Raw genomic sequence first — 20194 nt, 5'->3', positions numbered from 1 at the left:
TCGAACAACACGGATGAGTGCTTTGCTCATATCCGCCCCTCCCCGATTCGTGCGCGGATGCCATCGATGGCCCCGCTGCGGTAGAACAGGTTGTAGGTGTCGAACGGGATGATCTCGCCGCGCTCGGTGACGAAATGGATGCAGGAGCGCTTGACGTTGCCGACGCAGAAATTGAAGCGGTCGAGAAACTGCACGATGGTCACCCGAAACACGTGCTCATAGCCGAGATTATCGGGCACCTGCACGGACGGCAGGCAGCAGAGGAATTCGGCAACGCGTTCGCCGGTGTTGAGCGGTCCCGACGACAGCGAGAACAGCTCGACGAATTTTTCACGCAGCACCGGGTATTTCTCGGGGCTGATCGTGTTCGGCATCACCGACAACAGCTCCTCCTGCGGCACCATCGAGGTCAGCGGCAGCACGGTCGTGCCGTTGCGCAGGCCGTAGCCGATCGAGATGCTCTCGGGATTGCAGGGCAGCGGGATCATGTCGTTCTCACCGAACACGCCGGTCTCGATCACGCGGCGGCGGATCTCCGATAGCATGATGCGGTCGGTGTCCTTGTTGAAATCGGCGTTGCGCCCTGCGTCCTGTACCGGCTGCAACGTCACGCCACGGACGCAGGACCATTGCAGCGCGTGGCGGACGATGTCGCCGATCTCATCGTCGTTGACGCCGCGCTTGATGGTCGCGACCAATGTCGTCGAAATGCCCGCACGCTCCAGATTGTCCAGCGCCTGCTGGCGGATGCGGCGCAGATCGGCGCCGCGGATGTTGGTGAGGCCGGCGCGCGACAGCGAATCGAACTGCAGATAGATCTCGAGCCCGCGCTTGGTCTCCGCAAGCTTCGCCACGAACTCCGGCTCGCGCGCGATGCGCAGCCCGTTGGTATTGATCATGACGTGGCGGATCGGGCGCGCGCGCACCGCGGCGAGGATGTCGAAGAACTCAGGATGCAAGGTCGGCTCGCCACCGGAGATCTGCACCAGGTCCGGCTCGCCCTCGCTTTTCACCAGCGCATCCAGCATGCGCTCGACGGTCGCGAGCGGGGTGAAATGCGCGCGCTGCGGCGAGGACTCGGCGAAGCACACCGGGCAGGTCAGGTTGCAGTGATCGGTGATCTCGATCAGCGCCAGGCAGGAATGCTGCTCGTGATCGGGACACAGGCCGCAATCATAGGGGCAGCCATATTCGGTGCGGCGCTGGAAGCTGAGCGGCGTGTCACCCGGCTTGATGAAGGACTTGCAGCGCCGCCAATAGGCGGCATCGTCGGAAACCAGGGTCGACTGCACGCCGTGCTGCTTGCAGCGCTTCTCGTACCAGACCTCGTTGTCGAGGATCTGGATCTTGGTCGGCACCAGTTCGAGGCAGGTCTCGCACAGGGATTGCGTCTGCCCCCAGAACACATAGGGGCGGGACTTACGCAGCGGCGCGTTCATGCAGGGCCTTCGGTTGCGGCGCGGTCGCCAGCATGACCGCGGCGTAGGCGGCGATCGCGAGCGACAGCAGATGAAACAGGGTGAGCGGGCCGATCACCGGCCCGTAGGGCTTGAGGAATTCCCAGGCGAACCGCTGCAGGCCATAGACCAGCAGCGCGAGATAGAAGCCATTGGCGATGATGGAGTCGCTCCGCCTCAAGACCGCGATGATGTAGAGCACCGCGAAGACCACCATCGCCAGACTCTCATAGAGCTGCACCGGATGACGCAGAACGCCGTCGCCAAAATCGTGGCCCCACGGCAGGGACGTCGGCGTGCCATAGGTGAAATCATCGAGCCCTGCCACGTAGCAGCCGATACGGCCGACCGCGATGCCGACCGCCAGCGGCAGCGCGAAGCGTGCGCCGGTGCGGAGGGCGATGCCGTGCCGCCATTTGTAGAGCTCGACCGCCACGATGCCGCCGGCGAGCGCGCCTTCGACCGAGCGCGCCAGCCCGGTCATGCCGGACAGCCACAGGTTCAAGGTCCCGAACAGATAGGCGCCCAGCCCGGCGCCGAACACGAGCGCGGCGACATAGGGCCATTCGGTCGACTGCTTCGGGAAGCTGACGCGCGCCCCGCGCGTGAGCCACCAGCCGGCAGCGGCCGCGCTGAGCCAGGCGGCGACGTCGAAGATCGCATGAAGAACGGCGCCGTCCATGACTCCCATCGTCCGGTTGCATCCGGACTATGGCAAGTTCCCGGGATCAAAGGCAATGACGTGTTCGTCAGGCCGTGGCCGCCTGCTCCGTCGGATAGACGCCGCGCAGAACTTCCTCGAAATGGGTCTTCACCGCCTCGTTGCACAGGCAGGAGCGCTGCTTCAAAGCATCGAAATCCCGCACCATGAAGGCGCCGCGCCTGGTTTCGAGAATGCCCTCAGCGCGGAAGGTCTGGACGACACGGCTGACATAGGAGCGGCCGACGCCGAGCAGGGTCGCGAGTTGCTCATGCGTCAGCGGCACGATCGGCTCGCCATCGGTGCGGTCCATCGCCGCCACGATCCATTTCGCCGTGCGCTGCTCGATCGAGTGGATGGCGTTGCAGGCGGTCGACTGGAACATCTGCGCCAGCATGCAATCGGCATAGCGCGCGAATACGTTGCGCAGCGTCTTCGATTGCAGCTTGGCCGCGGCGAGGCGTGATAGGGGCAAGCGGACGAACGGGCCGCCGAACTTGACGACGATCCGCGTATAGGCCGGCAGGAAACCCTCGCTGACGATGCCGCCGACCGCGCCCTCCCGACCGACCAGAATGGTCTCAACGTCGCGACCGTCCTCGTTGGGAACCAGGTAGGATGTCAGCGCCGGGCCGCAGGGAAAATGCACGATCTGCACGTCGTCGCCGGGGCGATACAGCAGTTCGCTCGGCATCGCCTGGTCCTCGACCAGATAGGGCGCGATCAGAGCATAATCCGGTGGACTCAACCGGCGCAGCAGATTGTTATAGGGTCGCTCACGCGCAAGTGTCGTCACAGTCTGGGTCGGCATCGAAATCCCCCGCGCTACGCATGTGCGTGATCTGTGCTTCTTGTGTTCACAAGTGCACAGACACAGGAACTCCGATATGATGGCTTCGGTTCCAGGAACCCGCCAGCGTGCTTGTGATGAGGCGCCGGCTGCGGGAGCCAACCTCACCTTGGAACCCGCAGATCACATGACCAGCTCGCAACCCAGCGTGCCCGAGCTCTATCAGCATGTGCTGGTCGTCGAGGACGACCCGATCATTGCGCTTGGCTTGGAAGACACCATCAATGACCTCGGTGTTGCCGAGGTCAGGATCGCCGCCAATGTCGCCACGGCGCTCGCCATGATCGAGGAGCGCGCGCCGCAGTTCGCTCTGCTCGATGTCGGCCTGGTCCGCGAAAAGAGCTTTGCGATCGCCGAGCGGCTGAGCACGCTTGGCATCCCCTTCGCATTCTCGACCGGCTATGGCGCCGACGGCGTGCCGGCGGCGTTTTCCGACCGGCCGCGCCTGCCGAAGCCCTGCCCGACCGATGCCCTGGAGGCCGTGCTGCGGCGGCGCGACTAGTCGTCGCCGCAGCGAGACGCCGTCAGCCCAGTTTCGGGTCGAGCGTCGTCGACCACAATGCGACGTCGGCGCGATCGCGCAGCGTTACCGTCATCTGACCGGACTCGCCGTCGATCTTGACGTGACCGAAGAACTGCATGCCTGCGGACGGCGGCAGGTTCTGCTTATCGAGGCCGGGGGCCTTGATGAAGCGAACCTCGGGGCCGAACGTGTTGTCGAGCTCGTTCGGACCGAACGTGCCGGCATGCAGCGGACCCGAGACGAACTCCCAGAACGGCTCGAAGTCCTGGAATTGCGCCTTGTTGGGATCGTAATAGTGCGCCGCCGCGTAATGGACGTCGGCGGTGAGCCAGACGGTGTTCTGGATCGGCGCGGTCTTGATGAAGCGCAGGATCTCGGCAATCTCCAGCTCTCGTCCACGCGCAGGACCATCGCCCTGCGCGATCGCTTCGGAGCCCTTCTTGTTGGCCGCATCGTCATAGACGATGATGCTGAGCGGCATGTCGGAGGCGATCACCTTCCAGGTCGCCCGCGAGTTCAGCAGCGCCTGCTTCAGCCAGCGCAGCTGCTCCGGCCCGATGAAGTAGGACGCCGGACCATACTTGTCCTCGAGATTGGCGCCGTTGGCGCCGCGATAGCTGCGCTCATCCAGCACGAAGACGTCGAGATGCGGGCCGTAGTTGATGGTCCGGTAGATTCGGCCGGGCTCGTTGATGCTCTCGCGCATCGGATACATCTCGTGGAAGGCGCGCGCCGCCCGTGCGGCGAGCAGCTGGATGTTGCGCTCCTTGTAGGCGGCCGGCAATTCCTTGGAGGCCGACCAGTTGTTGGTGACCTCGTGGTCGTCCCACTGCACGAAGATCGGCACCTCGGCATTGAAGGCGCGGACATTCTCGTCGAGGAAATTGTATTTGTGAGCGGCGCGGAATTCGTCGAGCGTTTCGGCGACCTTGGCCTTGTCCTCGATCGTGAGGTTCTTCCAGACCTTGTTGTCCGGCAGCTTCACCTCCGGCTTGATGGGGCCGTCGGCGTAGATGGTGTCGCCGGAGTGCAGGAAGAAGTCGGGGCGATGCTTCTTCATCGTGGCAAAGGTGAACATGCCGCCATCGTCGGGATTGATGCCCCAGCCCTGGCCAGCGACGTCGCCGCCCCAGACGAACGACACGTCACGCGTGTTGCCTGGCGCCGTGCGGAAGCGGCCGACGACCGCCTCGCTCTCGACCGCGGGGTGCGAGAGATCACGGAATTTGACGCGATAGAAGATGTCCTGACCGCTCGGCAGGCCATCGACCAGCATCTTGGCGGTGAAATCGCTTTCGGGAAGCGCCGCAATGGGCGGCAGGCGGCGCGCGTTCTTGAACGATTCGGTGGTCGCGACCTCGACCATCATCTGCGACGGCCGGTCGGCGCGGGCCCAGACGACGCCGCCATCCATGCCGACGTCGCCGGATTGCACCCCATGCGTGATCTGCGGCCGGTCGGCGGCGCGGCTCAGACCGGGCATCGCGAGCGTCGCGACGCCGGCGGCAGCCGTCGACAGGAAGCGGCGGCGGGAGAGCTTGTGGAGCTGCGGGCGGGGAATGTGAATGGTCATACGATCTCCTCGTCGGATGGCGCGCGGAACCGCGCTGCCAGGACGCCGCAGACCTAGAAAAGATTGATGACGTTGAAATTACAAGGCCGCTCGCCCCAGCACACGGGCCAATGCCAGATGCAGCACGAAGATGACCGAGACCGGCTCAGGTGCCGGCGGCGCGCAACTGCGCGCCGGTGCGTTGCAGGTTGGCGGGCATGCTCATCAGGATCAGCTTGCGATCGGCGACCGCGTTGTGGAACTGCTCGAGCGCGATGTTGAAGGCGGTCAGGGCCGCATGCTCGATGGCGCCGTCCTCGAAGCAGGTCAGCGTGTTGCGCAGGATCTCGTCGGCTTCCGCCTGGAGCTGGTCGAGCTCCTCGGTCGAGTCGCTCTTGCGTGCGATGGTGATCATCTCCAGCAGCCGGTCGCGCAGCGTGGTGTTGATCGTCCGCTCGTCGCGCTTGAGGTATCCGGCGAACCAGGCGCCGGCCGAGCCCATCGCCGACAGCGCCATCAAGCCCCACCAGATGTAGTCGCTGTAGCGATCGAGGAAGGTCTTCTCCTCGCCATCGACGAAGGCCGCAGCACCGGGATGGGCCGGGATCGCGGCATCCTTGTCGGTGTCCGGCGTCTCGATCTTGGCGGCGAGCGGGAATTCCGACAGCAGTTGCTGGCGCACCGAGAACAGCTGGTGGGTGAAGGTGGAGACGGTCGACTCGGCGAGCCCTCTACGCGCGACGATATGGTGGCTGAAGCTGATCGTCTTGACCTCATCCTCCGGCCGGTCGGGCGAGCCGCCGAAGGCGCCGGCCGGAATTTCTGCCGCCTCATATTCGGGATGGTTCTGCGCGATGGCTCCGGCCAAATCGATCGCCAGGAATGTCGGCACGCCACCATCCTTGGTGGCAGCCGCAATCGCATCGGCCGTGATCTTGCTGTTGATCGGGCCGGCGGCGAGATAGACGTCGGCCCGCTGGTTGCGGACGGCCTCGGCCGCCTCGGTGATCGGAAACTGGATGATCTCGACCTTGCCGGCGTCGACGCCGTATTGGTGCAGGATCACCTTCAGCAGATTGGCATTGGCCGGCGTGCGGCCGATGATGCCGACCTTGTGGCCGGGAAGCTGCGAGATCTTGGTGATCTTGGCCGCGCCCTTGCGGCCCTTTCCCTTGCCTGCGGGCGGCACCCACAGCACGGCCACGTTCTTGCGCAGGGTCGCCACCGCCTGCGCGTTCTTCGGCACCTCGAGGTCGCCGCGCACGATGGCGAGATCGACCTTGCCCGCGGCCAGCGCCTGCGCGCTCTCGCCGGCGCCCTCGGTCGGGACCGGCCGCAGCCGGACGGAGGCATGGGACTGCGAGAACGCCTGGGTCAAGGCCTGGACGACCTTGAGATCGTCGCTGTTGGGCGGACCCACGGCGATCTTCAGCACCACCGGACGCATGGCAAAATAATAGGCGCCCGCCAGCGCGCCGACGACCGCGAGGATGCCGGCGATGACGACGAACACGGCAGGGCGCATCTGCGAGCGCTGCGCTGGCGTGGTCTGGGGGTCTGCCAGGTCCAGTCCTCCGGTGATCCGATCGCTTGGGGGCCGCGCGATGCGCAGCTCCGCAGGGCCTCGTCCTCGCTAGGCCGAAACTGTAGCAAATTTCTTTTCCGTCCGGGGTGACATCTGCGTCATGGTTACCGGAGCCCGAGTGCGCGACGATCCCGGCGGTTGCATGACGGGTCCGCGTCGGTTTTGTCGCAAGGCTCTGATCCGGATGCCGTTTCTGCTACTCTGGCGCGCCGGTCCGGGTGACGCGGCGCAGGCCGATGCCCGTAGAGCTCCGGATCTGCCGCGCCGCCCCGATGCACCGACGAGATGAACGGGAGGTTCGACATGGTGGAGAGAATGTCAGCCGAGGCGCGCGCGAGCGCCTTGCGGGACCTTCCCGGCTGGTCCGAGGTCGATGGCCGCGAGGCCATTGCCCGCACCTTCACCTTTCGCGACTTCAACGAAGCCTTCGGCTTCATGACCCGCGTCGCCCTGCTCGCCGAGAAGCGCGACCATCATCCCGAGTGGCGCAACGTCTACCGCACCGTCGAGGTCGTGCTCGCCACCCACGATGCCGGCGGCGTCACCGCGCGCGACATCGAGCTGGCAAAGGCGATGAACGCGATTGCGGCTGCGCATGTCCTGGCCGGTGATTGAAAGCACCGCGTGGGCGAATCATGACGTGGCGACCTGTCCATGCGGCGGCATAGCAACCTTGCCGAGCCGGACGAGCTGGTCATCGTTCTCGGTCAGCCGCGGCCCAGGCAGCAGACTGACGTAATTGTCGGCTTCAGCCCGATCGACCCGCTTGTTGCTGGCCGTCAGGAAGGCCTCTGCCAGACGCCGCGCGACGAGTGGCGCGGCGACGCTCGTTCCCTGCAGGATTGAGCGCGACCCGCTCCGCACCCCGGCGGCCACAGTGCCGGGGAGCGCTGCCGTTCGGTCGGACAGAGAGGAGCAGGATACGCGTCCCAGGTCTTGCGTTCCTGCGCAGCTGTAGCGGGAGGGTACCATCCCCTTCTCCTCAGCAGCCGAGCTGCGACGGAATCCGGCGACCGCCAGTGCGATCTCTGAGGTTGCCAGCCCGTTGAGCGAGCCAAAGCGTCTCACGAGCGCCGTCGGCGTATCACGCTCCATGAGAGCTCCCCGCTCGTCGAATTGAACATTGCCGGGATCATCGAAATAGCTCTGGCGCGCACCAGACCGGACGCTGATCGGATCCGTATCGCGTTGGATCCAGCAGTGGATGGGCCATTCAAGCCGCGCGGCGCGCGGCTCGCGACTGATCGTGATCTGCCACAGCCCGGCCCGGGCCGCCGGAAGTTTGCCAGGGTGCGGCTCCGAGGGCGCGGTCACGATGAGCACGCGCCAGCGGCCGTTCCGTTCATCAACGCTCATCTGGCCGACCTGGCGGCGGTGCTGGTCGTAAAGTGCAACGACCCTGTTCTCGTCGCCTCGCGCGAGACCGACGCGGAGTGCCCGGAATTCGACGCCCGAAGGATCCGTCACGCTCACGGTGTAGCCGAGTGGCTTGAACTGTTTGGGAAACCAGATTTCGAGATAGTTCGGGGTGCGATCATTGGGTTGCAGACGCCAGGGAATCACGACACTCCTCCGAACGAACCTGTCGTCCGGCACGCTGACATGCAGGCGGTCGAGGAAACTGTTTCCCGTCGGCAGCACCACCGCCGTCGGCTTGCCCTGGCTGCGACGAGCGCGAACGAGATCGGTGATCGCGCCCTCGATATCAAACATTCCGTCGTGGGGGCCGCCGAAATAGCCATAGCTGAAATTGATCACGAGGCGGAGCCGGTCCTGCCCGTAACCCTCGGCGATCAGGTCTGCCCGATCGAAAATGTAGTGCAGTGCCGACAGAACGTACATGTCCTTGCCGATGCCGGACGTGTCGATCGTGAGCAGGTTCGGCAGCTGCACTCCGATGATGCGAATCCCTTCCGCGGCCGTCTCTTGCCGCTCCGGCGCGTAGCCCGTGGCAAGATCCATCACATGGGCGCCATGCGTCGCATGCCGCGACAGTAGACTCGCCAGCCCCTCCGTATCGTCAGTGGCACCGGCGTGACGGTAGAGCTCGTCCTCGTCGCCGCCGGACTTCGAGATGCAAGCGTCGATATCGCGGCGGGTGAATTCGCGGCCAAACAGGACACTGGTCTGATCGCAAGCCGCCTTGGCCGATTGCAGCCAGCAGAATTCCACGCGGGTCCGGCTGCCGGTCGCATCGCGGAAGTTCCGATGCGCGAACGGCAGGCCATCGTCGATCACGGCCACGACCGTGATCCGCTTCTCTTGCCCGATACGCGCTCGGAGTTCGCCATCGGGACGCCAGGACGGCGCAGTCGGCTTCTCCAGGGTGTCCTTCATCGCCTCGGTGCCGACGGGAAGACCGACCCGAAACCGCCCACAGAACGCCCCGCCGGATTTGAGATGTCGCTTGGCTTTCGCGGGACTCACTCCTTCGCGCAGGCGCCTATCGAGCGCTTCGGCCCGCTCCGCGATGTTGGCCTTGTATTTCGGTCTGCCGATCACGAACGGGATATGCCGCAACCCGTATTGGTCGTTGTCGCCTTCGTTGCGTTTCCACAGGGTCGGGATCCGGAACCGTCGGGAATGACGAGCCGCCAGCTGATGGATGAAGCTGAATTCAATCGACGGCTCGACCTCTGAAATCGCGGTCAAATAGCGACGCGAGTACATGCCGACACTTGCAGGCCCGTAGTCCATGCCGGCGCCGAACAGCCAGGTTTCGTACGGCCCGAGACCTTCTGGGATAGGCGTCACGAAGCGCGCGTGCTTCTTTGCGGGCCGCTTCATCGCGCCAGCTCCTCGCCCGCCTGCTCCCACAACCATTCGAACACCGGACTCGATCGCACCTTGAAATTGTTGTTCTGCCGCTCGATGCCGAAGGGCTTACGGTCGTGCTTCTCGAAATCGCTGTTGAAGAAGTCGCTGCTTCCGATCGCATCGTATGCGAACGACCCGACCTGGACTTCCAATCCGCATTTGCCGGCAACGATCTGGCCGACGGCCTTGCCCAGCAGAGCGCCTGCCCAGCTGTCGATCGGGAAATGCATGCCTGCAACGGTTCGCGTCACCGCGATACGTTCAGCCAGTTTGGCGAGCAGCGCCCGACGCCGCTCGACATCGGCAAAGTGCTTCGGGTGGGCGGCGGCAAAGTGCCCCATGATCTCAGCGACGGCATAGGCTTCCGCCGCGTGAGCGCTCGGAAAGCTGCCATGTGCGGGCGTGGGGATCATCGGCATCACGGTTGCACCAAGATGCACCGGCCGGCGGCATGCGAGATGATGCTTGGCGACCATCGCCACGTGAGATGCCAACAACTGCACGACGGCAATCAGCTCCGAGACGTGGCGGTGATTGGTCTGCAGCCCGAGAACCATCGCGAAATACGGCGTCGGGAAGCTCAGCTGCGTCATCACCTCGGATGAGCGATCAGGCCGCTGATCGAGATATTGCCGCATGATCCCGAGCTGCTGCTTGAAGGTCTCAACGGCCGGGCGCACCAGCTTCAGGAAACTTGGACTCCCATAGTGCAGAGTGACCGCTTCGGATTGCCTGTCGATGTGCCAGTCGAGATCTTTCAGGAAATCGGTGAGATAGACCGAAGAACGGACCCAATCGGCCCAGAACCGCATGTTGGCGGCCTCGGAGAACGGCGCCTGCCGCCCCTTCGGATCGGGGCGGCCGTGGGTAACGTGCGCGATGGCCTGCTCCGCAATCTGGAGGCCCTGCACGAGAGCCGGATCGTAGACGGGGTCCGCTCCGGCACCGAGGAACGGGCCGAGCCCGCTGAAATTGGCGCTGCCAAAGCCGCCGAAACCACCGAATCCTCCGAAGCCACCAAAACCGCCGAACCCGCCAAATCCTCCGAAACCACCAAACCCGCCCGCTTGTGACATATGAGCTTCCCTTCAAACGACTTCATGGAATGCCGGCTGCTTGCAATGCCGCGGCGACGCGACGTCCGCTTTCGTGCTCTCCCGCGGGGTGGCCGCGCAGATAGCCAGCGACCGTGAAATCGGGATGCCGCCTGATGATCTCCGCGGCGACGATGCGGGCCTCGTCGTCGCGGTCGAGATAATGAAGTGCCGCGATCTTCGTTCGCAGCGTGGAAATATGCCGATCGTGAAGCCGTAACGAATTGTCTGAGAGCGCCAGCGACTCTTCATAGCGGCCGGCTGCGAACAGCGCGCTCGCGCTGAGCGAGTCGTAGAAGTATCGGAAGGGGTCGATGGGCGAGAGGCGACGCGCTTTCGTCGCAGCAAACACCGCGGCATCAGGCTCGTCGGTGAAGGCATGAAGCGCGCCGCTGAGCAGCCACGCGATCGACTCGTTGGGATTGAGCCGAAGCGCGGCATCGTAACGGCTCCTGGCCGTGTCGATGCGGCGCAACAGGTTGTTCTGGGCGAAGCCGTCGATGCTGAGCGCGAAAGAGCTGTCGGGACTGATGTCGAGGGCACGCGCCGTGCAATCGATCGCGCGCTGCGTGTCCTTGGGCGGGTCGGTGCTCCAGCCGTTGAAGACGCACAGCACGTGCCACTTGCCGAACCAGGCATGGGTCTCGGCAGAATGCGGCGCGCGCCGGAGCGCCTCCTCGATCAACTCGCGTGACCGGGCAAATTCGCGCAACGACGGCCGATGCATGAGGTCGACGCCGGCAAGCAGAAGCCGATGGTCCTCGATGTTGGCGAGGTGACGGCCGCTGACGTGAGTGATCGCATCGTCGGCAATGGCGCGGCCCACCGACGTCACGATCTCCGACACCCCGTCGGCTGACCGGCCGAGGAAATCGTCATGCGAGCCCGAAAAGTGCCGCGTCCAGAGAATGCGTCCCGACTCGGCGTCGAGAAGATCCGCATCGAGCGCAATCTCGCCGCCACTGACGCGCAGCGTCCCGGCGACGCAATAATCGACGGCCAGTTGCGTCCTGATCATCGCCACGTCGACGATGGTCCGATCGAGTGCGCGCGCCGACAGGTGGGATATGACCGAGAGGAGGTTCGAGCGCGACAGCGAGCGGCAGGCTTCCTCAGCCAGCCAGTCGCCGAGGATCGCGTGATCGGCGCCGCCGGCGATGGTTCGGAACGGCAGCACCGTCACGGCCGGCAGCATCGGGGCCGGCGGAGGCTGTGCGGACAGACTGTAGAGCGCGTAGAGCTGCTCCGGACTCTGACGCTGAGCGCTCAGCCAGCGGCTGAAGCCGTCCTCGCGGATGGCAAGGCCCTCGAGAACCTCGCCGGCTCCGGGACGGCCGATGAAGCGGACCCGCCCGAGATTGAGAGTGACGTCCGAATTGGTGCAGAGAAGAACGTCGTCGAAGGTGTCACCCATGACGTGCCGAATATCCGACAAGGCACGCCGAAGGCTCTGGCGACCCGTGTCGTAGCACGCCGTTCCCCACAACATGGTCTGCAGGAAACTGCGCGTCCGGCGCCCCAACGGGGCTGTCGCGAGAAGAGCAAACAGAGCCTTGTGCTTGGCGCCGCTGATCTCGAAGCCTGAGCGGCCCGCTGCGCGCACGACGCAGGCTCCGAACAGGCTGATCTCGATCCGCTTGCCGTCCATCTGCATTGCCCCGCCAATGAACTGCTCGCAACTTAACATTGTGATTTTGCGCTTCCAAGCCGTTTCACGCTTTTTTCACGCGGCTCCAGAGCGCGCGACGCGCTAGCCTGCGCTCGCAATGAGTGCGCCGAACAAACGCCCAGGCCGCGAAGGCGGCCCACGTCGCCGCCGCAGGAATCCGCCGCGCGACCTGATCGATTTCTATCGACGCTGGTCGGATTTCCGCGACGTAGCCACGGGATTGGCAGGACGGGCCGACCTCTCGCCTCTTCAGAAAACGACCTTGAATTGGCTGATCCTGCTCGCCGATCGCGTCGGAGAGAACGATCTCGGACCGCTCGATCGGAAACCACCGGCATCGGACGGCACGCCGTCATGACATACGACCTGCTACTCGTAGTAGGACCGACGGCGTTGCCGCGAGTCGGATTTTCTCACGCTTAATTCACTCACGACGCGCTCGATCGACGTGATTAGTTGAAGACGAGCCGATCGCCGACGCTGTCAGACGGAATGGCGACCACTTCGTCCATGGCACATCTCGACTTGCTCTGCATGAGGACACGAGACGTTTGCCGGCGCTGCTGCGCCTGACCATCGACCATAGGCTCATCGTCGCAATCCTCCCTGAAACTGCCGTGCCTCGACAGGGACGGCACCTTTCATCGGAGACAGCTGCCCGCCGCGGATCGATTCCGAGGCACGTCCTGTGCTGGGCCACGGTGGGAATCGTCAAACGTCTACGAACGGAGAAACAGATGAGCGATCCTGCCCTTTATTGGAACACGATAGCCCTCGAGGCAAACCGTATCGATCACACCGGCGCCATGGCGGCGCGCAACCAGCGCGGCCCGACCTTGAGCTCGCGCGCTCTTGCGATGGTTCATGTCGCGATGCACGACGCCTATTTCGGCCTGGTGCCCCGCGGGGCGCCGTTGAATCCGGAGAACTGCGATCCGATCCTTCCCTCCAACCAGATCATTCTGCCGAGCCCGGCTTCCCGCGACGACGTCGTCGCGGCGATCTCGCAAGCCGCCTTCGTCGTGCTCACCGAGCTCTATCCGTCGCAACGCGATCGCCTCGACGTCGCGCTGCCCGGCGCGCTTGCCGCCATCAGCAGCAATGTCGAGGCAGCCGGCGAATTCGGCATCGCGTCGGACGCAACGTGATCGCCGACCGCTTCAAAGACGGCTCCGAGGTCTCGAAGGCGGCGATGTTCTCGTGGAAGCGCGGGCACCATCGTCCGGACCCGTTCAACGAGGAGCAGGGCCTGCTCGGTCAAAGCTACGGCGAGACGCGGCATTTCGTGATGCCGGCACATCAGCCGCTTTCGCCCCCGCCCGGCTACAACGGCAACGCGCTCAACGAGCAGGATCCGCTGTACCTCCGGCACTACAAGGAAGTGATGAGCAAGGGCCCCCGCAACGGCTCCGCGCGGACCGCCGACGAGAGCGCGATCGGGACGTTCTGGGCCTATGACGGTGCTGCCCAGATCGGTACGCCGCCACGGCTCTACAACCAGATCGTGACCGCCATTCTTGCCGACATCAACAAGGAGCAGACCGCGGATGCCGCGCTGGTCAACAATCTTCGGCTGCTCATGCTCGTCAACGTCGCGATGGCCGAGGCGGCGATCGATGCGTGGCACTACAAATACGTCTACGACCTGTGGCGTCCGGTGATCGGCATCCGTGAGAGGGGCGATGGTCTCGGCCCCGATGCCGGGCCGGTCGTATCGATCGACGCCGACGCCGATCCGTTCTGGGAGCCGGTCGGCGCGCCGAGCACCAACACTCAGAAGCGCAATTTCACGCCGAACTTCCCGGCCTATCCGTCGGGGCATGCGACCTTCGGCGGCGCCGTGTTCGAGATGGTGCGGCTGTTCCTGAAGGTGCCGTGCCACCAGGCCGACACGATCGGCTTCAGCTTCGTGTCCGACGAGTTGAACGGACTGAGCCACGATGCCGACGGAACGCGGCGAACGCGACACGCCCGGCGTTACAAGCGTCTCATCGACGCGATGTACGAGAACGCGGTCAGCCGCGTCTATCTCGGCGTACATTGGCGGTTCGACGGCACGACGGCGACGGACGCGGACGGCTTGCTGACGCAGTCGGACGCCGTCGGCGGCGTCCCGCTGGGCCGGACGATCGCTCAGGGCGTCTACGGGATCCTGGCCGGCAGCACCGCGCCCGATCTCGACGCGTTCTCGGTGCAGATGAGCAATCATCTGAGCTTCTCCAATCCAGCTACGCCCACCATTCCGAGCCAGGACAAGGGTTTCGAGACGCTCACGGTCAGGCTGAATGGCGACGTGCTGACGATCGCGGACCAGGGCCCGGCGCCGCACACGATCTACGCCAGGAAGATCGGACGGCGAGGCTACAGCACCGAGTTCAAGATCCTCGCCGAGCTTCCGGAAGGTGTGAAGGACGCGACCTTCTTCAAGGCCCAGGGCCGCGCGGTCGTATCCCGCATCGGAGACCGCCTGCGACTCTACGCTGCCGGCACCGACAGCAATTCCGGCAAGCCGAACGGCTGGGTGTTCGAGGCATCGGAGCAATGAGCTTGTCCCAGGCCGGCTCGTCGGCCGGCCTGGGACAACGAGGCAATCGAACGAGGGGAGATTCATCATGTCTGCAACGATCGTCGTTTTGATCTTTCTCGTCGCGGCCAATCTGGTGCGCGGCGACACCGGAGGCATCGCGAGCCTGGTCGGACTTGGACGTCCAGTCACCTGGCTGCTGACGCTGCTCATGTTGATCGTGGTGTTCGTCATCATTGGCGTGGCGCAGAAGCGGCGCTGGGACGGCGTCCTGATCGACGAACGCAACAAGGTCAGCCTGTCGCGCGTCCAGATCGTGCTCTGGACCGTCCTCCTGGTCAGCGCACTGTTCACGGCGGGGCTTTCGAATGTCAGCATCGGCGTGGCCAACCCGCTCGAGATCCAGATTCCTGCCAGCGTGTGGGCGCTGCTCGGGATCGGCAGCTTCAGCTTCGTCGCATCGTCGTCGATCCTCGGCGAGAAGCAGAAGGGGGCGGATCCGAGTCGGCTGCAGACGATCAGCGCCAACCTCCAGAAGTCCGACACGCTCACGGCCCCGCCGGATTCGCGCGGCCAGGTCGTGACGAAGGCGACGCCTGGGGACGCCCGCTGGCTCGATATCATCCGGGGGGATACCAACGATGCCGACTATGTCGACATCAGCAAGGTCCAGCAGCTCACCTTCACGGCCTTGCTGCTGATCGTCTATGGCAGCTCGATCTTCAATGTGCTCAAGACCATGACGCCGGTCTCGACGTTTCCGCCGGTCGACGGCGGCTTCGTCTCGCTGCTTGGCCTGAGCCACGCGGCCTATCTGGCCTACAAGGCCGTGCCGAAATGACATGGCGGCGAGCGCAGCGCCTGCCGGGTTGCGCTCGCCGTCAATGTGCCCTGCCTGTCCCATTTGCGGCGGCACCGCTGCCGGATCATCTTGCAGCACCGCACCTGGTCCCCACATGACGGGTAGGGCCCGCGCCAATGGCGTGTCGTGGAGGCCTCGGGAGATTGCGCAAATGGCGTCGGATTCGACCGATTACAGCGTTGGCTTCGAGCCGGCCGACCGGCTGGCGCGGGATCGCGACAGTGTGCGCCGGCGGTTCTGGATCAAGTTCAAGCAGGTCGTGGCCAAGATCCCGTTCGCTGCGGATCTGCTCGCCGCCTATTACTGCGCCTTCGACAAGGAGACGCCGCGGCATGTGCAGGTCGCGCTGCTCGGCGCGCTCGCTTATTTCATCCTGCCGTTCGACTTTCTGCCCGATGTCATGCCGGTGCTCGGCTTCACCGACGATGCCGCAGTGCTCGCCACGGCCATCCGCATGGTGGCCTCGCACATCACGCCCGACCATCGCGCGGCAGCCCGTGCGGCGCTCGCACGGCTCGAGGCGGACAAGGACGTCGATCTGGAACAGGAAGGCGCGACGGGCGGCTGAAGCGACCGTCGCCGATTGCGTCAGCGCGTCCGTAGGCGCCGGACGATGCTCGGACAACAAAAAGCCCTGCGCGAGCAGGGCTTTTCTCTTGCTTCAATATAGACCGGGAACAGGCGCGAGGCAGCGGCTCAGCGCTGCGGCCGCGCCTGCGCGCGGGCGTTGCCGGTCTTCTCGGCCTCCCACGCCTGGTACTGCTTGAACAGCGCTTCCCGGTCGGCTTCGCTGGGCAGCGCCCTGCCGGTGCTGCTCTGCTTCAGGAAGTCATCGAAGCGATCGCGCTGCGCGCCTTCCATCGCGTGGCTCTCCAGCCATTTGCTGGCGGAGGGCAGGCGCTGCCAGCCGGCGAGCGGCGCCGAGAGCGAGACCTCTTTCCACTTCGGATGGAAGGGCGGGTTCTGGAACGCCGGGAACTTGGTGAAGAACGCGTCGACGAAGGTCGCCAGCTTGCGATAGCGATCGGTGTTGGGCGCCCAGTTATAGGCGGCAAGCACGGCCGGAACCGCGATCGTATCGACCTTCTCGCCTTCTGCGATCAGGTTCGGGTAGTCCTTCGCCGTCAGCGTCGCCGGCAGATAATCGGTCTGCAGCGGCCGGTCGTAGTCGACATTGACGAGATGGAAGCGGCCATCATTCACGAAGGTGCTGACCGACTTGTAGGGCTTGCCGCCGACGACGATGACCGCGTCGAGCTCGCCCCGCTTCAGCTTCTCCATGGCGATGCGCTGCTCGATATAGGCGAAGTTGGCGCGCAGGCCGAGCCGCTCGAACACGGTCAGGGCCGTGACGAAGGTGCCACCATTCGGCAGGTCGACGCTGACGCGGCGGCCTTCGAGGTCGCGGAGATTGCGCACGGCACGCGGCGCGATGACCTGCATCTCCTCATTGTAGAGCTTGGTGACGTAGGTGAACTGACGCTTGATGTCCTTGGCGAAGCCCTTGCGCTCCAGATAGTCCAGCGTATCGGCGCGGACCACGCCGAGATCGACGCCCTGCAGGAACAGGATGTCGGCGACGCTCTGCACCGAGCCGCGTCCGACGATCGGCAGGACCCGCAGGTTGTTGCCGTCATCGAGCAGCGAAGCCAGGTCGGCGCCGAACTGCACATAGGTGCCGCCGATCGTGCCGGTGATCAGCGTCACCGTATTGGCGTTGAGCGCCTGCTTGGTCTGGACCGACCCGAACTGGAAGATCGCCTTCAGGCTGTCGCTGACCTTGGCGGGATCGAACTCGCCCTCCTCGGCGTGAGCGGAAAAGCCGCACGCTATCATCATTGCGGCCACCGCCGCTCCAACAAGACGTCGCATGTGTCCCCTCGATCAAAGCTGGTACATGATTGCGGGCCGGAACGCGTGCAGCGCCGGGACACGCCCGGACTTGCCCATGAACGACGCGACGATCATGCGTGAAACGAAAAAAATGAAACGCGGCGGCAGCGCTGCCGTCACGTGGCTTCAATTCTGCAGCTGATCGAGCCGGCGCTGGGCTTCGGACGAGCCGAGCTGGGCGGCACGGCGGTACCAATTGCGCGCCGCGGCGGGATCAGCATTGATGTTGCGGATGTCCTTGGTTCCGAGAACGTGAGGATCGTAGGTCTGCGCCAGCATCAGCGCGGCGGCAGGTTCCTGGGCCTCGGCCGCACGCTCGAGCAACAGGCGGGCCGACGGGATATCGCCGGCGGCGAGCAACCCCTTGGCGCGCTTCATGATGCCCGACAGCTCATCGGGCTCCAGCCGCCGAGCCTGGGACGGCGGCGGCGCGGCCGTCACCGCGCCGAGACCCGGCGCCACGATCGCAGCTCCGGCACCGGGTGAGGTGATGGACGACGGCGCCATGGCCGGAGGCACAGCGGCGGCGCTTGGCGCCGGGGCTGGCGCGGGCGGCGTCGGAACCCGGTTCTGCAGGGCGGTCTGGTAGGCGTTGGCGATGTCATCGCGGGTCGGCGCAACCGCGGCCATCTGCGTCGGCGCTACTGCCGCGGCCGGAGGCTCGGGCGCCAGCCGCGCGGGCTCGTTGAGCTGCATGTCGCGGGCGGTCAGCTCCGTGCCGCTCGCCTGGGGCGGCGCGGTCGGATCCGGCGCGGAGCCGACGATCGATGCCTTGGCGCTGGCGATCAGGTCGCGCGTTGCGTCGGAGGTGACCAGTGCAAACAGCACGGCGACGCCCGCGGCGGCGACCACGGCGAGAAGAATGCGCGAGGAGATCGAGGTGCGACGCGCCCGCGTCGGCCATTGATCTTCGAACTCGGTGCTCTCGATCTGGTTGCCGCCGTCATATTCGGAGAGGAACATCGGCATCGATTCGTCGGCCGGATAATGATCCTGAACGGACCGGCCAAACCGATAATTCGGCGGGCGCTCCTGAGGAGGATCTTCTGGGAACGGCCTGAAATCAGGACTGGTTGAAGATCTGTCGTTGAACCGCCCGCGCGTCATCCGCTCAGCCATGGCCTTCTTCCCCATCTCAACTTCACGCAACATACTTTTGGTCCCAAGCCCGTCAGAAGCTCGAGACACGTCACGATTGCTAGAGGCACCCCACTGCCGACAACTAATTGACTAATTGAATCCGACTAAAAGTGGACGAGACCCGGCATGATTCTGGAAACATTTTGATCTGATTGTGACGACGCACGTGCGACGTCGCACGGCAACAAATCGAGAAATGGCGAGATAACAAGGGATAACATGGTGAATTAACCCTGCCACAATCGATCCGGGTTGCGTTAACCAAGAAACGCTCGTTTTCGGATTTTCGGCTTCAGGTTGCAGATTCGGGAGAACGGACGGGCGGCCTGCGCACAACTGCCGGGCTGTGCGCGCCTCAATCGGCCGCGATCATCCCGGCAGGCACGCGGAGCATCCCGCCCGACTGCGGGCCCGCATTCGGTTCGATCCCTTGCACGAGCTCTCGAACCGGGCGACGGCGTCGCGCCGCCCCCTTATTCGATCCCATAGGCTCAGGGATGCAGGATCACCTTGCCCATGGCTTGGCGGCCGGCAAGCACCTTGAGCGCGTCGGCGGTCTGCGCCAGCGGGAAGGTGCGGTCGACATGAGACGACAGCTTGCCCTCCGCGGTCCACTGCACCAGCTTCTCGAGATTGGCGCGGTTCTTGGCCGGATTGAGCCGGGTCCAGGCGCCCCAGAACACGCCGCGGATATCGCAGCCCTTCAGCAGCGCGAGATTGAGCGGCATTTTCGGTATGTCGCCGGCGGCAAAGCCGATCACCAGGAAGCGGCCCTCCCAGGCGATCGAGCGCAGCGCCGCTTCGGCGTAGGTGCCCCCCACGGGGTCGAAGATGATGTCGGCGCCCTTGCCGTCGGTCAGCCGGCGCAGGCCTTCCTTCAGATCCTCCTTGGCGTAGTTCAAGGTCAGCGTCGCGCCATGCTGCCTGGCGAATTCGAGCTTCTCGTCGGACGACGCGCAGGCAATGACCTTGAGGCCCATCAGCTTGCCGAGCTCGCAGGCGGCAAGTCCCGTTCCGCCGGCAGCACCGAGCACCGCCAGCGTCTCGCCCGGCTTCGGGCTGGCGCGGTCCTCGAGCGCATGCAGCGCCGTGCCGTAGATGATGATGATGCCGGCCGCGCGGTCGAAATCCAGATTGTCGGGAATCTTGACGATGGACGCGGCCGGCAGCGCGATCTTCTGCCTTGCGCCGTTGTGCCCGCAGGAGGCGACCACGCGATCACCGACCTTGAGGTCCGTGATGCCGTCGCCGACGCTCTCGATGACGCCTGCGACCTCGGCGCCAGGCGAGAACGGGAACGGCGGCTTGATCTGGTACTTGCCCTGGATCATCAGGATGTCGAAGAAGTTCAGCGCCGCAGCCTTGATCGCAATCACCGCCTCGCCTGGGCCGGCCACCGGATCAGGAACGTCGGCAAGCACGAGATCGTCGGGCTGGCAGAATTGCGAGCAGAGAATGGCTTTCATGGGCGCTCCTTCAGCTGTTGTCCGGATCGTGTCCGGCTTTTGGAACGTCATGCCGGATTTGC

General features: G+C 64.8%; 19 protein-coding genes. 7 read left to right on the top strand and 12 right to left on the bottom strand.

Annotated features, from left to right (window positions below):
• Positions 1-26: 26 nt before the first annotated feature.
• From QXZ94_RS26535 to QXZ94_RS26525, 3 genes are all read right to left on the bottom strand, one after another.
• Positions 27-1439 carry a radical SAM protein gene (locus tag QXZ94_RS26535; protein ID WP_315723388.1) on the bottom strand — a complete coding sequence of 471 codons (1413 nt, stop codon included), beginning with the start codon at positions 1437-1439 and terminating at the stop codon, positions 27-29.
• Complete coding sequence (locus QXZ94_RS26530) at positions 1420-2139, bottom strand: prolipoprotein diacylglyceryl transferase (protein WP_315723386.1); 720 nt, start codon at positions 2137-2139, stop codon at positions 1420-1422. Before QXZ94_RS26530 ends, QXZ94_RS26535 begins: the two co-directional genes overlap by 20 nt.
• Before the next feature lie 67 nt (positions 2140-2206).
• Entirely contained in the window at positions 2207-2968 is a 762-nt protein-coding gene (locus QXZ94_RS26525; RefSeq protein WP_315723383.1) for a Crp/Fnr family transcriptional regulator, read from the bottom strand.
• A 166-nt stretch (positions 2969-3134) separates the two neighbouring features.
• Between QXZ94_RS26525 and QXZ94_RS26520 the strand changes: the two genes are divergently transcribed.
• Entirely contained in the window at positions 3135-3509 is a 375-nt protein-coding gene (locus QXZ94_RS26520; RefSeq protein WP_315723381.1) for a response regulator, read from the top strand.
• Positions 3510-3531: 22 nt separating this feature from the next.
• Here QXZ94_RS26520 and QXZ94_RS26515 read toward each other — a convergent pair whose 3' ends face one another.
• Positions 3532-5103: an alkaline phosphatase D family protein gene (locus tag QXZ94_RS26515; protein ID WP_315723379.1), complete on the bottom strand. Its 1572-nt coding sequence runs from the start codon at positions 5101-5103 to the stop codon at positions 3532-3534.
• 145 nt (positions 5104-5248) lie between these two features.
• A complete protein-coding gene (locus QXZ94_RS26510) occupies positions 5249-6595 on the bottom strand; it encodes a TAXI family TRAP transporter solute-binding subunit (protein WP_315726538.1) in 1347 nt (448 codons plus the stop codon).
• 357 nt (positions 6596-6952) lie between these two features.
• Between QXZ94_RS26510 and QXZ94_RS26505 the strand changes: the two genes are divergently transcribed.
• Positions 6953-7282 carry a 4a-hydroxytetrahydrobiopterin dehydratase gene (locus QXZ94_RS26505; protein ID WP_315723377.1) on the top strand — a complete coding sequence of 110 codons (330 nt, stop codon included), beginning with the start codon at positions 6953-6955 and terminating at the stop codon, positions 7280-7282.
• An 18-nt stretch (positions 7283-7300) separates the two neighbouring features.
• Here the strand turns inward: QXZ94_RS26505 and QXZ94_RS26500 are convergent, their stop codons facing one another.
• The 3 genes from QXZ94_RS26500 to QXZ94_RS26490 are packed head-to-tail and all read right to left on the bottom strand — an operon-like array spanning position 7301 to position 12265.
• A complete protein-coding gene (locus QXZ94_RS26500) occupies positions 7301-9454 on the bottom strand; it encodes a hypothetical protein (protein ID WP_315723375.1) in 2154 nt (717 codons plus the stop codon).
• Complete coding sequence (locus QXZ94_RS26495) at positions 9451-10560, bottom strand: phosphatase PAP2 family protein (protein WP_315723373.1); 1110 nt, start codon at positions 10558-10560, stop codon at positions 9451-9453. The genes QXZ94_RS26500 and QXZ94_RS26495 overlap by 4 nt, the downstream gene beginning before the upstream one ends.
• 22 nt (positions 10561-10582) lie before the next feature.
• Positions 10583-12265 carry a hypothetical protein gene (locus tag QXZ94_RS26490; RefSeq protein WP_315723370.1) on the bottom strand — a complete coding sequence of 561 codons (1683 nt, stop codon included), beginning with the start codon at positions 12263-12265 and terminating at the stop codon, positions 10583-10585.
• A gap of 79 nt (positions 12266-12344) precedes the next feature.
• Between QXZ94_RS26490 and QXZ94_RS26485 the strand changes: the two genes are divergently transcribed.
• The 5 genes from QXZ94_RS26485 to QXZ94_RS26465 all read left to right on the top strand — a co-directional run bounded on the left by QXZ94_RS26485 (position 12345) and on the right by QXZ94_RS26465 (position 16201).
• Positions 12345-12605, top strand: coding sequence for a hypothetical protein (locus QXZ94_RS26485; RefSeq protein ID WP_315723368.1), 261 nt, complete (start codon positions 12345-12347; stop codon positions 12603-12605).
• Between the two features lie 193 nt (positions 12606-12798).
• Positions 12799-13395 (top strand): hypothetical protein, encoded by a 597-nt coding sequence (locus tag QXZ94_RS26480; protein WP_315723366.1) that lies wholly within the window; start codon positions 12799-12801, stop codon positions 13393-13395.
• Positions 13392-14792 (top strand): vanadium-dependent haloperoxidase, encoded by a 1401-nt coding sequence (locus QXZ94_RS26475; RefSeq protein ID WP_315723364.1) that lies wholly within the window; start codon positions 13392-13394, stop codon positions 14790-14792. Before QXZ94_RS26480 ends, QXZ94_RS26475 begins: the two co-directional genes overlap by 4 nt.
• A 67-nt stretch (positions 14793-14859) precedes the next feature.
• Complete coding sequence (locus QXZ94_RS26470) at positions 14860-15612, top strand: hypothetical protein (protein WP_172133714.1); 753 nt, start codon at positions 14860-14862, stop codon at positions 15610-15612.
• Positions 15613-15784: 172 nt separating this feature from the next.
• On the top strand, positions 15785-16201 hold the full coding sequence (locus tag QXZ94_RS26465; protein ID WP_315723360.1) for a YkvA family protein: 417 nt from the start codon (positions 15785-15787) through the stop codon (positions 16199-16201).
• 128 nt (positions 16202-16329) lie between these two features.
• Here QXZ94_RS26465 and QXZ94_RS26460 read toward each other — a convergent pair whose 3' ends face one another.
• From QXZ94_RS26460 to QXZ94_RS26445, 4 genes are all read right to left on the bottom strand, one after another.
• Entirely contained in the window at positions 16330-17505 is a 1176-nt protein-coding gene (locus QXZ94_RS26460) for a TAXI family TRAP transporter solute-binding subunit (RefSeq protein WP_315723358.1), read from the bottom strand.
• Between the two features lie 12 nt (positions 17506-17517).
• Positions 17518-17646 carry a hypothetical protein gene (locus QXZ94_RS26455; protein ID WP_315723356.1) on the bottom strand — a complete coding sequence of 43 codons (129 nt, stop codon included), beginning with the start codon at positions 17644-17646 and terminating at the stop codon, positions 17518-17520.
• Between the two features lie 6 nt (positions 17647-17652).
• Positions 17653-18645, bottom strand: a complete 993-nt coding sequence (locus tag QXZ94_RS26450) for a hypothetical protein (protein WP_315723354.1) — start codon at positions 18643-18645, stop codon at positions 17653-17655.
• Between the two features lie 512 nt (positions 18646-19157).
• On the bottom strand, positions 19158-20132 hold the full coding sequence (locus tag QXZ94_RS26445) for an NADPH:quinone oxidoreductase family protein (RefSeq protein ID WP_315723352.1): 975 nt from the start codon (positions 20130-20132) through the stop codon (positions 19158-19160).
• Positions 20133-20194: the final 62 nt, after the last annotated feature.

The organism is Bradyrhizobium sp. SZCCHNS2022, assembly GCF_032377575.1.
GTDB lineage: Bacteria > Pseudomonadota > Alphaproteobacteria > Rhizobiales > Xanthobacteraceae > Bradyrhizobium > Bradyrhizobium aeschynomenes.
Note: the sequence above shows the minus strand (reverse complement) of the source record. Positions and strands in the feature narration are given on the sequence as shown.

What these genes read in the sequence shown, in the direction of transcription:
- QXZ94_RS26535 (WP_315723388.1), bottom strand. Translation starts at nt 1,439, where the DNA reads ATGAACGCGCCGCTGCGTAAGTCCCGCCCCTATGTGTTCTGGGGGCAG.
- QXZ94_RS26530 (WP_315723386.1), bottom strand. Translation starts at nt 2,139, where the DNA reads ATGGACGGCGCCGTTCTTCATGCGATCTTCGACGTCGCCGCCTGGCTC.
- QXZ94_RS26525 (WP_315723383.1), bottom strand. Translation starts at nt 2,968, where the DNA reads ATGCCGACCCAGACTGTGACGACACTTGCGCGTGAGCGACCCTATAAC.
- QXZ94_RS26520 (WP_315723381.1), top strand. Translation starts at nt 3,135, where the DNA reads ATGACCAGCTCGCAACCCAGCGTGCCCGAGCTCTATCAGCATGTGCTG.
- QXZ94_RS26515 (WP_315723379.1), bottom strand. Translation starts at nt 5,103, where the DNA reads ATGACCATTCACATTCCCCGCCCGCAGCTCCACAAGCTCTCCCGCCGC.
- QXZ94_RS26505 (WP_315723377.1), top strand. Translation starts at nt 6,953, where the DNA reads ATGAACGGGAGGTTCGACATGGTGGAGAGAATGTCAGCCGAGGCGCGC.
- QXZ94_RS26500 (WP_315723375.1), bottom strand. Translation starts at nt 9,454, where the DNA reads ATGAAGCGGCCCGCAAAGAAGCACGCGCGCTTCGTGACGCCTATCCCA.
- QXZ94_RS26495 (WP_315723373.1), bottom strand. Translation starts at nt 10,560, where the DNA reads ATGTCACAAGCGGGCGGGTTTGGTGGTTTCGGAGGATTTGGCGGGTTC.
- QXZ94_RS26490 (WP_315723370.1), bottom strand. Translation starts at nt 12,265, where the DNA reads ATGTTAAGTTGCGAGCAGTTCATTGGCGGGGCAATGCAGATGGACGGC.
- QXZ94_RS26485 (WP_315723368.1), top strand. Translation starts at nt 12,345, where the DNA reads ATGAGTGCGCCGAACAAACGCCCAGGCCGCGAAGGCGGCCCACGTCGC.
- QXZ94_RS26470 (WP_172133714.1), top strand. Translation starts at nt 14,860, where the DNA reads ATGTCTGCAACGATCGTCGTTTTGATCTTTCTCGTCGCGGCCAATCTG.
- QXZ94_RS26465 (WP_315723360.1), top strand. Translation starts at nt 15,785, where the DNA reads ATGGCGTCGGATTCGACCGATTACAGCGTTGGCTTCGAGCCGGCCGAC.
- QXZ94_RS26460 (WP_315723358.1), bottom strand. Translation starts at nt 17,505, where the DNA reads ATGCGACGTCTTGTTGGAGCGGCGGTGGCCGCAATGATGATAGCGTGC.
- QXZ94_RS26450 (WP_315723354.1), bottom strand. Translation starts at nt 18,645, where the DNA reads ATGGCTGAGCGGATGACGCGCGGGCGGTTCAACGACAGATCTTCAACC.
- QXZ94_RS26445 (WP_315723352.1), bottom strand. Translation starts at nt 20,132, where the DNA reads ATGAAAGCCATTCTCTGCTCGCAATTCTGCCAGCCCGACGATCTCGTG.